At 71.1% G+C, this 12983-nt stretch carries 12 protein-coding genes; 6 read left to right on the forward strand and 6 right to left on the reverse strand.

The genetic code is table 11. The features are described from left to right. The first annotated feature begins 87 nt into the window (after window positions 1-87). A complete protein-coding gene (locus QMK34_RS14060) occupies window positions 88-1260 on the forward strand; it encodes an MFS transporter (RefSeq protein WP_326414353.1) in 1173 nt (390 codons plus the stop codon). 319 nt (window positions 1261-1579) lie between these two features. Next, the gene (locus QMK34_RS14065; RefSeq protein WP_326414355.1) at window positions 1580-2032 is read left to right on the forward strand and encodes a hypothetical protein; all 453 of its coding nucleotides are present in this window, start codon (window positions 1580-1582) and stop codon (window positions 2030-2032) included. 7 nt (window positions 2033-2039) lie between these two features. Here QMK34_RS14065 and QMK34_RS14070 read toward each other — a convergent pair whose 3' ends face one another. Beyond that, complete coding sequence (locus QMK34_RS14070) at window positions 2040-2864, reverse strand: glycoside hydrolase family 16 protein (RefSeq protein ID WP_326414357.1); 825 nt, start codon at window positions 2862-2864, stop codon at window positions 2040-2042. A 157-nt stretch (window positions 2865-3021) separates the two neighbouring features. Here QMK34_RS14070 and QMK34_RS14075 point away from each other — a divergent pair, with 157 nt between their 5' ends. Beyond that, window positions 3022-4293: a hypothetical protein gene (locus QMK34_RS14075; protein ID WP_326414358.1), complete on the forward strand. Its 1272-nt coding sequence runs from the start codon at window positions 3022-3024 to the stop codon at window positions 4291-4293. 132 nt (window positions 4294-4425) lie between these two features. Here QMK34_RS14075 and QMK34_RS14080 read toward each other — a convergent pair whose 3' ends face one another. Further along, a complete protein-coding gene (locus tag QMK34_RS14080; RefSeq protein ID WP_326414359.1) occupies window positions 4426-5025 on the reverse strand; it encodes a sigma-70 family RNA polymerase sigma factor in 600 nt (199 codons plus the stop codon). A gap of 396 nt (window positions 5026-5421) precedes the next feature. On the opposite strand from QMK34_RS14080, the gene QMK34_RS14085 reads away from it, so the two are divergent. After that, entirely contained in the window at window positions 5422-6426 is a 1005-nt protein-coding gene (locus tag QMK34_RS14085) for an iron-containing redox enzyme family protein (RefSeq protein ID WP_326414360.1), read from the forward strand. Window positions 6427-6454: 28 nt separating this feature from the next. Here the strand turns inward: QMK34_RS14085 and QMK34_RS14090 are convergent, their stop codons facing one another. The 3 genes from QMK34_RS14090 to QMK34_RS14100 all read right to left on the reverse strand — a co-directional run bounded on the left by QMK34_RS14090 (window position 6455) and on the right by QMK34_RS14100 (window position 10379). Next, window positions 6455-6670, reverse strand: coding sequence for a CDGSH iron-sulfur domain-containing protein (locus QMK34_RS14090; protein ID WP_326414361.1), 216 nt, complete (start codon window positions 6668-6670; stop codon window positions 6455-6457). 224 nt (window positions 6671-6894) lie between these two features. Beyond that, window positions 6895-8241: a glycosyltransferase gene (locus QMK34_RS14095; RefSeq protein ID WP_326414362.1), complete on the reverse strand. Its 1347-nt coding sequence runs from the start codon at window positions 8239-8241 to the stop codon at window positions 6895-6897. Beyond that, window positions 8238-10379 (reverse strand): glycosyltransferase family 4 protein, encoded by a 2142-nt coding sequence (locus QMK34_RS14100; protein WP_326414363.1) that lies wholly within the window; start codon window positions 10377-10379, stop codon window positions 8238-8240. The genes QMK34_RS14095 and QMK34_RS14100 overlap by 4 nt, the downstream gene beginning before the upstream one ends. A gap of 195 nt (window positions 10380-10574) precedes the next feature. Between QMK34_RS14100 and QMK34_RS14105 the strand changes: the two genes are divergently transcribed. Together QMK34_RS14105 and QMK34_RS14110 are read left to right on the forward strand one after the other, a co-directional pair. After that, the gene (locus QMK34_RS14105; protein WP_326414364.1) at window positions 10575-11732 is read left to right on the forward strand and encodes an acyl-CoA dehydrogenase family protein; all 1158 of its coding nucleotides are present in this window, start codon (window positions 10575-10577) and stop codon (window positions 11730-11732) included. Window positions 11733-11806: 74 nt separating this feature from the next. Next, window positions 11807-12466, forward strand: coding sequence for a GTP pyrophosphokinase (locus QMK34_RS14110; RefSeq protein ID WP_326414366.1), 660 nt, complete (start codon window positions 11807-11809; stop codon window positions 12464-12466). A gap of 29 nt (window positions 12467-12495) precedes the next feature. On the opposite strand, the gene QMK34_RS14115 is transcribed toward QMK34_RS14110, so the two are convergent. Then, a complete protein-coding gene (locus QMK34_RS14115) occupies window positions 12496-12897 on the reverse strand; it encodes a peptidase inhibitor family I36 protein (RefSeq protein ID WP_326414367.1) in 402 nt (133 codons plus the stop codon). Window positions 12898-12983 lie beyond the last annotated feature (86 nt).

A 12983-nucleotide genomic window follows, 5' to 3' on the forward strand; every position in this document is an offset into this window, starting at 1 on the left:
TGTTCGTGACGAACATGTTCGTCACTTCTCGCGCCGCGACGGGCCTACGATGCGAGCCGGGCAGTCACCAAGCCGAGGACCACACGAATGAGCGACGAACGGGCCGCCGCGCGGCTGCGGCCGTTGTACGCCGCCGGTTTCGTGACCGCGTTCGGCGCGCACAGCATCGCCGCCAGCCTGGGCACCTACACCCATGGCGAACACGCTTCCCTGCTGACGCTCGGCCTGCTGCTGGCCGTGTACGACGGCGTCGAAGTCGTCCTCAAACCCGTGTTCGGCGCACTGGCCGACCGCGTCGGCCCACGGCCGGTCCTGCTGGGCGGACTCGTCGCGTTCGCCGTCGCGTCCGCGGCCTTCGTGATCGCGGGGAACCCCGCCGCGGTCGGGCTGGCCCGGTTCGGCCAAGGCGCGGCGGCCGCGGCGTTCTCCCCGGCGGCGGGCGCGCTCGTGGCGCGACTCTCGCCGAAAACGGGGCAGGGACGGGCTTTCGGCGGCTACGGCGCGTGGAAGAGCATCGGGTACACCCTGGGTCCGCTGCTGGGCGGAGTCCTCATCACGCTCGGCGGATTTTCGTTGTTGTTCGGCACTCTCGCCGTACTCGCGTCGGCCGTCGCCTGCTGGGTGCTGCTGGCGGTCCCCGCGGCGGCGCCGTTGCCCCGCGCCCGCCAGACCGTGTTCGACCTCGCCCGCAGGCTGGGTCACCCGAGCTTCCTGCGGCCCACCGCCACGCTGGCCGGAACCACCGCCGCACTGGCCGCCGGAGTCGGTTTCCTGCCCGTGACCGGCGCCGCGACCGGGCTCGGCCCCGTGTCCACCGGCGCGGCCGTCTCCTTGCTGGCCGTGTGTTCCGCGCTGGTCCAGCCCTGGTCAGGACGCGCTCGCGACGCGGGACGCCTCCACGACGGCGCGGGGATGGCCACCGGACTCGCGCTCACCGCCGCCGGGATGGCACTGGCGGCCTTCGTCCCCGGCATCGGCGGCGTCCTGGCCGCCGCGGCGTTCATCGGCGTGGGGGTAGGCCTGGCCACCCCCCTCGGCTTCGCGCACCTCGCCACCGTCACCCCGCGGGAACGGCTCGGCCAGACCATGGGCGCCGCCGAGGTCGGCCGCGAACTCGGCGACGCCGGCGGCCCCCTGCTGGTGGGCGCCCTCGCGACGGCGGCGACCCTCGGCACCGGCTTCCTCGGACTGGCCGTGCTGCTGCTGGTGACAGCCGCCGCCGCGTCGGGCCTCCGCACACCACCCCGACCAGCCGACTGACACCCCGGTCTCGCCGTGGTCCCAGAAGTCCCTGAAGGCCACCATGAGGGCGTCTAGGTCCCTCATGGTGGCCTTCAGGGACAACCGCCAACGGCCGTGTCTCGTTCACCCGGTTCCAGCGGCGAAGGTTTAGGATCGCGGGGCCGGGGCTATCCTCACTGCGGCCCGCGCAACCCGGGATCCCGGTGGACGGCACCCGGAACGAACTGCCATCAGGAGCAGTCATGAGCACTGTCGAACCCGTGACAAACCCCTCGAACGGACGAGAGTTCACCTGGCTGTCCGCGGACCAGCCATCACCCGAAGCGGTGGCGGACCGGTGACCGGCGCCGCGCCTCGGTGGGTGTCACAGGACGTCGAAGTGCCCGAGCGGATGCTGACCCTGACGTACCGGGTCGCGACGAGCCTCGGCCGGTCACCCCGGCAGAGTGCCCGCTTGTACCACCGCGTCGTCGGCGCGCGGACCGGCCTGGCGACCGAGCGGGCCGGAACGGACTCCGGCCGCCGGACCCGGGCGCGGGTGCTGGTGGCCCTCGAGGCGGAACTGGCTCCCCACACCCAGCGTTCCCGGCTGGACGCGGCGTTGCACGACGCCGTCCTGCTCGACGAGCTGACCCTGCTGCCCCCGCGACAGCGGTTCACCCTGTGGTCCGCGGCGCTGGCCCACGACACGGTCGCCGACATCGCCACCCGCACCGGCTGGACCCCGGCCCAGGTCGCCCGCCTGCTGCGATCCGCGCTCAAGACCGTGACGGCGCACGCGCAGCCCTGAAGCAGCCTCAGGCGGGCGCGTAGACGTGCGCCCAGTCCACTTCGTATACCGCGGACCGCATCCCGGAGCCGAAGAAGTTGTCCAGCTGGATGGTCTGGTGCATCGACGGCGCGCACTGGATGCAGTCACGGACGCCGTTCGCACCACCGGCGAAGGAGAACCACTGCCTGCCGTCGACGAAGCCCTTGATACCCGCGGCGGTCCACTCGACCGCGATGTTGTGCCACTGGGTCAGGTCGACGCCGCACGACTGGGCGAACTCCTGCTGCACCGCGACGTCGGCATGGTGGGGATAGTGGATGTAGGCCTCCGTGCAGCTCTCCCCCGGCGCGCCGTTCTCCAGGTAGTCGTACTCCCCGTCCTGCGGCCACCGCTCCGAGTCGGGCCACAGGATCAGCAGCGGGTGGTACTGCCTGCCGTTGTCGCCGCCGGTCGCCTGTGACCGGACCCTGGCCTCCCACCGGCCGTACCGCTGGCCGAACTTGGAGGACAGCCAGCCCGAGTCCCCGGAGGAGGCACCGGTCTGGCGCAGCACGCCGCCGACGACCCTGGTGTTCGCGTCGCACCGGCGGCCGTTGCCGTTGTGGCCAGGCCAGCACTGGCCGACGCCGTCCCCTGCCAAGCTCCATTTCGCCTGGTCGGGGACGGCGGGGCTACTCGCAGTCCCGTAGTCGAACTCGTCGGACCACTGCGCCAGCGGAGCGCCCCAGTCGAACCGCGCTGCCGCGGTGCCCGCCGGGGCCGCACCGGCGTCGCCCCCGCAGATCGTGGTGGTCAAAAGCATCGCGACGGCACCCAGCCCGGCCATCGTGTGGCGCAATCCGCTCCGCATGTGAATCTCCCGCTCGTCGTCGTCCCAGTCCGTGAACCACTCTCACGCACACCGGGGTGACCGGGCCACAGCCTTGTCCGCTTGCTGCCGCCGGCGGCGCACGACCCTGGCTTCGGCCTGTCCGGCCCGCGGATTCCCGCTGGCTACGATGGGGCCGGTGACCGCAACGACCGACCTGCGTCTCCCCCCGTCCCGCCGCAGGACGGCAGGCAGGCGGGTGACGGTGTACTTCACCCTCGCGACGGTGTCGCTGATCAACCTCATCTCCTACGCGCCGCTGGAGCTCAACGCGCACGAGAAGGCCTGGGGCGACGCGCTGAACTACTACGCGATGTCCGAGCACACCGGCGCGCGGGTGGACAACCCGTTCGCGCTGCGGCTGCTCAGCCCGTGGCTGGTGCACGCAGGCAACCAGCTGACCGGGATCTCGCTGGACACGCTGTGGGTCGCGTTCACCTTCGTGGTCACGCTGGCCTGCACGATGGTGTTCTTCGAGTTCTGCTGGAAACACCTGAAGCTGCAGCTGTTCACGTCGGTGGTCGCCGCGATCGCACTGGCCTGCACCTTCTGGTACGCCCCCTACGCGTTGAGCAACCCGTTCCTGGTCGACCCGCTGAACAACCTGCTCTACCTCGTCGCGCTGTGGCTGCTGCTGCGGCGCAAGCTGGTCTGGTTCACCGTGGTCGTCGTGCTCGGCGCGGTCAACAAGGAGACCACCCTGCTGCTCGCGCCGCTGTACCCGCTGCTGGCCTGGACGCGCACGCGGTCGTTGCGTGACCGCGAGGTGCTCGGCGGGGTGGCGGCGGTGGTCGTCGCGGCGGTGGCGTACCTGGGGTTCCGGTTCGGCGCGCAGGCGTTGATCGGCGGCCACTACGCGCTCGGCGCGGGACAGGGCAACAAGGGCCTGCTGTCCAACATCTACTTCGCGCTGTCGTCGAACAAACGGGGCGAGCACGCGGCGTTGTTCGACACCTTCCATTTCTTCTGGTTCATCTTCGGCTACGGGCTCTACCGCCAGTTCCGCGAGCGCGGCCTGCGCGGCGACCTGTTCGTGACGGGCGTCTGGCTCACCCTGTGCTGCCTGGCGGGACGGCTGGTGGCGACCGACACCCAGCGGGTGTTCGTCATGCTGGCCCCGCTGGTCATCGGCCTGGTCGCCGTCGTGCTCGACGGACGGCGCTCGGAGGCGCGGCGGCTGTGGGCAGGCGTGCTGGCCTTCCTCTACGTCGCCCTCAACCTCCAGTTCGTCCCGGACGGGACGAAGTTCCTGGTCGAGGCGGGCGGGCTGATCCTGTTCGCGCTCCTGATGTCCCCGCCGTCGTGGTTGCCGCCGCACCGGCGACCGGACGGCAACGGCGGCCCGGCGACCGGGGAGTTCATCCCGCACCGCGATTCGCTCGAAGGGAACCGAAACGCACCAGTGGGCTGACGCTCCGCAGGAGGTCCCGTCGCCTGTTCACGCGGACCTTGCCCGGCCGCACGGGCTTCCGGCGCGGAGGCGTGATCAGCCCGGCCGCCCAGCGGTCGGCCCAGCCGGACGGCTGCTCGCGGGCGCCCGGCCTCATCGCTCGGCCAGCTGTTCCCGCAGTACCCGCAGGCCCGCGGTGATCCGGCTGGAAACGGTGCCGCGCGGGATACCGAGTTCGAGGGCGATCCTGGTGCGCGTGTACTCGTCGAAGTAGGCCAGCACCAGGGGTTCGCGCTGCTCGTCGGTCAAGTTCGAGAGCGCTCGGCGCAGCTGCGCGGCCGTCTGTTCCCCCTCGACGACGGCGTCCGGGGCGCCGCGCTGCTGCGGCAGGACCTGCGCACACAGCCGGACATAGCTCCGCTCACGATCCCGGGCCGCCTGCACCGATCGGACGCGGTCCACGGCGCGGCGGTGCGCGATGGTCATCAGCCACGGCAGCACTTCGCCGCGCGCGGGCACGTAGCGGCTCGCGGCGGTCGTCCACACTTCGATGAGGACCTCGTCGGTGGTGTCCTCGGCCCAGTGGTGGTCGCCCAGCACGGCCTGCGTCACCAGGTACACCGGCCGCCGCACCTGGGCGTAGAAGCGGGCGAACGCCAGCTCGTCGTGGCGGGCCACCGCGGCCAGGGCTTGACGCAGCTCCCGATCGCGCTCGGGCGCGGTGGTTCGGGCGAAAACGTCTGATGTCGTCACGGCTGCTCCCCCGAGGAGTAGGCCACCAGGTTCTGGAGCGGCTCGGATCATGTCCACGGTATTGCTCAAGATGATCATGGCAACTCGGCGCGCGGGCGAACTCACCCGTTCCGGGCGTCCCCGGAGGTTCTCCGGCTGTCACCGGTGGTTCGGCGGCCCCACCCCCGGCGGATTGCCCGGCCGGGAGCGGCCCCGGGCCCGGCCTTGTCGGCCGCGATGGCGCCGACCTGCGCTTCCAGCCCTCCCAGGCGTCGTAAGCCCTCGAAAGGACGACGACCACGTTCACCCGATCAGAGCAACGCCGCCGAGCCCCGCGGATGCGGCCCGGGTTTCCCGGAATGAAACCGGCGTGACTGGGTACCCGGGGTTCCCGCCATGTTCCCGCAGGAGGTCTCCATGCGTCTGCCCCAGTCCCGAGGGCCGGTGAGCGCCGCGATCGTCCACTTGCTGCGCCGGGCACCGTCCGAGGTGGACACCGCACCCGTCCCGGCGGGCCCGGCCGTGGTGCCGGTCCTGCACGACGAGGATCTGCAGCTCTCCCTGTGGTTGTGCTACGAACTGAGCTACCGCGGCTTCGACGACGTGGACGACGGGTGGGAGACGGCGCCATCGATAACCGGCGCGCGCCGCGGCCTCGAACGGCGCTGGCTGGCCGGGCTCGAACAGCTGGTTCCCGCCGCGGACGTCGACGCGCGGCACGTGCCACGGGCGCTGGCCGAGCTGGTCGCGGCCGACGACGGCCCGCCGCTGGCGAAATACCTGCAGCGCAGGGCGAGCCGGGAGCAGTTCCGCGAATTCGTCGCACAGCGATCGGTGTACCACCTCAAGGAGGCCGACCCGCACAGCTGGGCCATCCCCCGGCTCAGCGGCCGCGCCAAGGCCGCACTGATCGAGATCCAGGCCGACGAGTACGGCCACGGCCGCTTAGAGCGGATGCACTCGGAGCTGTTCCGCGCCACCATGCGCTCGCTGGGGCTCGACTCCTCCTACGGCCACTTCGTCGGCCAGGTCCCGGCAGTCACGCTCGCGGTGAGCAACCTGATGTCGTTCTTCGGGCTCAACCGCCGCTGGGTCGGTGCCGCGATCGGCCAGCTCGCCGCGTTCGAAATGACCTCCTCACTGCCGAACCGCCGCTACGGCAACGGGCTGCGCCGCCTCGGCGGGGACGCCGGCGCGACCAGGTTCTACGACGAGCACGTCGAAGCGGACGCCGTCCACGAGCAGGTCGCCGCGCACGATCTGTGCGGCGGTTTCGCACTCGAGAACCCGCACGCCGCGAACGACGTCATGTTCGGCGCGGCCTGCGGGCTGGCGGTCGAGGCGGAATTTGGCAGGTACCTGCTCGGGCAGTGGGAAAACGACGCGTCGAGCTTGCTCGCCGCGGTCGACACCGCGGCCTGACTCCGACACCGCGGCCTGACGGCGGACGTCAGGCCCGGCTCGGGGCGCGGAAGCCGCGCACCTTGTGGGTACCGTCGCAGAACGGTTTCACCGCGGACAGCCCGCACCGGCACAACGCGACGGTGTCGCGCCCCGGCTCGATGAGCCCGCCATCCTGGGCACGGATCTCGAAGGACCCCCGCACCAGGAGGGGACCGTCTTCGTACGGGGTGATCGTCACGGGTCGCGCGGCATCGTCGGTCATCCGGCCCGGGTACCCACTCACCGGGATCCCAAGCAGGATCCGCCCTTGACCTTGATCACCCGAAGCCGGACATGGGAGCGATTTCTCCTTGCCAGGCAAGGGAGGTGCCGATCATCGGGACATTCCGAACACCGCGCCGCCGAAGACTGTTCCCGGGAAAGGGAAAACCCTGTCCTCTCGACGGATCGGCCGGCGGCCGATCGGCGTGTTCACCGCGCGAGCGGCTACGTTCCCATCGCGCTCAGCAGGTCCGCCACGCCCGCGGCCGGGCCCGCTGCCCTGACCCGCTCGGTCAGTCCGGCCAGCTCCGGATGTGGGCGGGTGAGCAGGGAATCCACCGCGGCCGCGGCCAGTTCCGCGGTGAGCCGGTTCGGGTCGAGGCAGACACCGGCGGCGGCGAGCACCAGGTCGTGGGCGATGGAAAACTGGTCGCTGGAGAACGGCAGGACGAGCGCGGGCACACCGGCCGCGAGCGCCTCGGTGAACGAGTTGTTGCCGCCGTGGTGCACCATCGCGTCCACGTACGGCAGCAGCGCCCGCTGCGGGACGGTCGCCTCGACGAGCACCCGATCGGCGGCTCTGGTCAAGTCGGCCAACTCCGGTGCGCGGTCGCCCGCCGAGACGATCAGCGCCACGTCGTCCAGCAGCAGGATGCCCTCGGCGACCGTGCGCAGGACGTCGTCGCGGGCGGAGAGGAAGGTCCCGAAGGACACGAGCACCAGTTTCCGGCGGCCGCCGCCGGTGAGCCGGTCGACCTGGTGCCGCCAGGTTCGGGCCAGGGGAAGCGCGCCGCGGCGGTACGGACCGGCCGTGCCGCAGTGACCGAGGAAGATCTTGACCGGCTTACCCGGGAGCTCGGGAAGCCAGGGGAGATCAGTATAGTTGAGCACCACGGCCCGCGACGAGGTCAGCGCGAACGCACGTTCAGGGCGCGGCCGTCGCGGTGCGCACTCGGCGGCGACCTCGGCGAACAGCTTCGTGAACGCCCGGTCGTTGTCCCGCGCCGCCGCCTCGACGGCGGCCAGTTCCCCGGCACCGGGGCGAACCGCGTCGGGCCAATAGGCGGGCAGGCCGAACAGCTGGTCGTCACGGTGGACGAGGTAGCTCGGGTGGCCGGGGCAGAAGGTCGCCCACGGCCGGTCGAGGCAGTACAGCGCGAGCGTCACCGCGTAGGCCAGCTGATCCACCAGATACCAGTCCGGCCGGTAGCGCTCGTCGAGGACGCGCACCGCCCGCAAAGTGGCCTGTGGCTCGGAAAGCATGTCCGCGCCGCGGTGGCGGGCCTGGGTCAGCAGCGCGGGCCCGGCCCCCCGCCGGGTGGCGTCCAGGAACTCGGTCAGCCGGTCGCGTGCGTCGCCCGATTGGGTGGTGCGCTGCGCGATGCCGGTGTTGGCGCCGTCCCCGAACGTCAAGGCGGTGAACGGCACCCCGGCCGCCGCCGCGACCACACGGAACTCGGGCGCACAGGCGAAAACGACGTCGACACCCCGCGACGCCAGCGCCGCGGCGAGGGTCGCCATCGGTGTCGCGTGCGAGGCGAACGGGGGGCTGATCACCACGACCCTGGTCACGACGATCCGCCGGCGGTGTCCGCGGCGAGCCGGGCGTAGACCCCGGCGAACTTGGCCGCCACCTGCCGGATCCCGAACCGCTGCCGGACGGTTTCCCGGCCCGCTTCGGCGATCGCGCGATGCTCGGCGGGAGCTCGACCCGACCGCAGGACGAAGTCGCCGAGCGCGGGCGCGAGCGTGGCGGCCGAGGTCGTGTCGAGCAGGAAACCGTTGTGCCCGTCACGGATGTAGTGCCCGAGGCCGCCGCGCCGCGGCCCGCCGATGAGATAACCGGCGTCCATCGCCTCGAGCACCGCGATGCCGAATTCCTCCTTGGCACTGGGGCACACGTACAGATGGGGTGAGGACGCCGGCAGGAAGTGCTGGATACCGTGTTCCAGCATCCGCACCCCGGCGTTGCTCAGCGCGGGAATCACCGCCAGGCTGCCCGCGGCCGCGGGGTGGGCGGCGGCGAGCCCGAGAATCCTCGACAGGATCCGCGCCTCGTCGTCGTCGGGTTCGTCGAGCGCGCCGCCGATCAGGACCAGCGAGCAGTGGTCCGGCAGCTTCGCCGACAGCCAGGCCTCGACGAGCAGGTCCTGCTGCTTCACCGGATGCAGACGCCCGACGCAGAGCAACACCGGCAGCCCGCGGGCCGGGTCACCGAGCCGGGGCAGCACGGCGTGCGGCGCGAACAGGGAGGCGACCAGCTGACGCCGGGCCGGTTCGTCGGCGGGGACCCCGCGATAGGAGGTGATGCCCTCCTCGATCGGCAGCACCGGGCGGGAAACGCCGTCCGGGCGCAGCTGCGGGAGATAGGTCTCGAGTTCGTCGTCACCGCGCCGCCCGGGGATGGCGACGACCTGGTCGGCCAGCTCGATCAGGCGGTCGCCGACGTACATCCGGTGCAGATCGACGTCGAGGGCGTCGTGGTCGAGGGCGTCGTGGTCGATCTCGTCGGGGTCGTGGGCGTAGCGCGCCGCGATCGCCCGGTGGGGATCGGCGGTGGCCGTGAACACCAGCTTCGAGCCGCCCGCGCTGGCGGCCTCGGCCACCGCGAGCGCACCGTCGTCGGCGAAGCGCAGGTGGGTGACACCGGGAGTGAGGCCGGTCGCGGTGAGCAGCGCCGTGGTCCACCAGCGGAGGGCGGACCGGTGCTGTGCCATGCCTTCCAGCCGGGGCGGCGCCGCGGCGTCCACCGGGATCCGCAGGATGAGGTGCTCGCGCTCGTCGCCAGGTGACGCGGGGGCGACAAGCGTGCCGAGCGTCGCGAGTCGCGTCGACGGGCACAACACGATCGTGACGACCCTCGCCACCGAGTCGACCTCGGTCAGCGCGTCACCCAGCGACAGGAGCAGGACGCCGAGCCCGCCGCTGGCGCCCGCCCCCGGCCGGTCGGGCAGCCCGAGCAGCATCGGCTGCGCGACAGTACAGCCGGGCCCGGCCGGCGGCGCGACGGGTTCCGGCCACAGCGGATGGGTGGCGGACGGGTTCGCGCCCAGGCGGTGTAACGCGGCCGTGAGCAGCAGCTGCTCGTATCGGTCGGCGGTGCGGGAGCGATGTTTCACCAGCAGGGCCCTGGCGCCCGGATCGCCGGGGCGGCCGGACAGGTAACGCCACGCGGCGTGGCGGGCCACCCGATCGGAGTCCACCAGCTCGGCCAGCTCGACCGCCTTGGCGACGTCGAGCCCGTGTTGGTCGGCGAGGTCGAACAGGAAGGCCAGCAGCCCCTGGTCCGCCCGGGACAACGCCGCCCTGATGGCGGTCGCGGCCATCGACGTCGAGTTGTCGGCACACAACGCGAAGGCGTCCGCGACGGCGGTCCTCGCCGGACTGTCCAGCAGGCACCGGTATTCGGGCTGGGTGAGCATCGTCAGCAAAGTGGCCGGATGGCGCGGCAGCCGCCGCCGGACGTCGTGGCGGAGTGCGGCCGCCTTCCGGCTGTGCGCCCCGGCCACGCCGGGGCCGGGCAGCGGCGGCCCGCCGTACTCGCCGATGAGCAACTCCCGCAGCTCCGGGCGGATGGTGGCCAGGACGCTCTCGTCGGGACCGCCGGTCGCGCCCTCACCGAGGATCGCTCGCGCGCCGGCGACCGCGTCCAGGAGTCTCCGCCGGGTCAGCAGCGTCCGGCAGTGCCGGTGTTCGACGTCGTCAGTCATGGTTCTCCTGGGAGTTCACCGAAACCGCCGGCAGCGGGGGCTGGAACCTGCACGGACCATCCTGCGGGACCTGCATCGATTGCGCAACGGTTAGCCGGGGAATCGGCGGCGATATCGATGCAGCGGGGTAGCCTCGGACGCCGGTATCGTCACTTCGGTGTGGCATCCGCGCCCCCTATCCGCGAAACTCGCTCCGTGAGCAAGCTCAACGCGGAAGAACAGGCCATCGTCGACACCGTGCGCGAGTTCGTCGATCGGGACGTCCGCCCGGTGGTCCGCGAGCTGGAACACGCCGACGCCTACCCCGGGAAGCTCATCGAACAGCTGAAACAGCTGGGCGTCTTCGGACTGGCCGTCCCGGAGCCCTACGGCGAGGTCGCCGTGTCCACGCCCTGCTACGTGCAAGTCACCGAGGAGCTCGCGCGCGGCTGGATGAGCCTGGCCGGCGCCATGGGCGGGCACACCGTCGTCGCGAAACTCCTGCTCGCGTTCGGCACCGAGCAGCAGAAGCAGCGCTACCTGCCGAAGATGGCGACCGGCGAGATCCGCGCCACCATGGCGCTGACCGAGCCCGGCGGCGGCTCCGACCTGCAGGCGCTGACCACCCACGCCCGCCTCGACGGCGAGCACTACGTGGTCAACGGGTCGAAGACCTGGATCACCAACGCCCGCCGGTCCCAGCTCGTCGCACTGCTGTGCAAGACCGATCCGGGGGCGCGGCCGAGGCACCGGGGCATCAGCATCCTGCTGGTCGAACCGGGCGACGGGTTCACCGTGTCCAGGGACCTGCCCAAACTCGGCTACAAGGGCGTCGAAAGCTGCGAACTGTCCTTCGACGGCTACCGCGCCCCGGCCGAAGCGCTACTCGGCGGCGAAGAGGGCCGCGGGTTCACCCAGATGATGAAAGGCCTCGAAATCGGCCGCATCCAGGTCGCTTCCCGCGCGCTGGGCGTCGCCCGCGCCGCGCTGGACGACTCGCTGCGTTACGCCCAGGAACGCGAGGCCTTCGGCAAGCCCATCTGGAAACACCAGTCCATCGGCAACTACCTCGCCGACATGGCGACCAAATACACCGCCGCCCGCCAGCTCGTGTTCATGGCCGCCGAGCGTTACGACGCGGGCGAGCGGTGCGACATGGAGGCCGGGATGGCCAAGCTGTTCGCCTCCGAAACCGCGATGGAGATCGCCCTCGACGCGGTGCGCATCCACGGCGGTTACGGCTACTCGACGGAATTCGACGTCGAACGCTATTTCCGCGACGCCCCGCTGATGATCGTCGGCGAGGGCACCAACGAGATCCAGCGAGGCGTCATCGCCGCCCAGCTCGTCGCGCGCGGCGGGGTCGGCCGGTGAATCGGGAACCGGCGCGCTGATAACCTCGTTGTCCTCAGAGGTGGTGCCGCCCGCGAATGACGGGGAACAGTGTGATGAAAGACGACTCGCGGGTCGCCGAGGAAGTGACCGGCGAGAATGCCGACCAGCCCGGAATCGAGATCTACCGGCAGCTCTCGCGGTTTCTCCTGGTGTACAAGTTCGCCGTCGAGGAACTGATGACGAAACTGCGCATTCTCAGCGAGGAGTTCGACTTCGTCCACCGGCACGACCCCATCGAGCACATCGCCAGCCGGGTCAAACGCCCCGAGGCGATCCTGGACAAACTGCGCCGCAAGGGCCTCCCGGCGCGGCTCGAGGTGATCGCCGAGCAGCTGGACGACGTGGCCGGGGTCCGGGTGATCTGCCCGTTCGTCTCCGACGTCTACCGCGTCGCGGAAATGCTCAGCGGGCAGCACGACGTGGAGCTGCTCCTCAGCAAGGACTACATCGCCGAACCCAAACCCAACGGCTACCGGAGCCTGCACCTGATCCTGCGCATCCCGGTGTTTCTGTCCGACCGCGTCGAGCACGTCAAGGTCGAGGTGCAGCTGCGCACGATCGCGATGGACTTCTGGGCGACGCTGGAGCACAAGCTGTTCTACAAGTACGACGACCAGGTCCCCGCCGACTTCGCCGCCGAACTGGCCGGCACCGCGGCCATCGCCGCCCAGCTCGACAGCCGCATGCAGGCCCTGCACCAGCGCCTGCACTGAGTCACCCGCACTGAGACTTCGCGCGCGGGTCAGGCCAGGCAGTCACGCAAGGAAGTGGTCACGTTGCGTTCCGCGACGGGCAGGTTGTGCCCCGCCGCGGCGGTGTACGTCGACGACGAACTACCGCCGTAACCTGCATTGCTGTAGAGACACCAGAACGACGTGGCCCGCCGGTTCCACACGCTCTCGATCGTGTTGTTGAGCCCGGCCGGACCGGACGAGTCGGCCAGGTTGCCGTCACCGACGGTGAAGGCGCCGATCAGCCCGCTGCCGTTGAGACCGCTGAACACGCACATCCGAGCGGCCGGGCACCGGGCGTACCCGGTCGCCGCCGGCGCGGCCACCGCCGTGCCGGCCAGTGTCAGTGTGGCCGCAAGCGTGGCTCCCGCCAGCAAAACCGAACGTTTCCGCAGCACAGCACCGAACCCCATGTGGACCTCCTCGTTCCGCGCCACCCCCATGGACGCCGCGTGCGGGAATCCTAGCGGGTTTCGCCGCCGCGTGACTCCACTATGGA

The organism is Amycolatopsis sp. H20-H5 (assembly GCF_035828755.1).
Taxonomy (GTDB): domain Bacteria; phylum Actinomycetota; class Actinomycetes; order Mycobacteriales; family Pseudonocardiaceae; genus Amycolatopsis.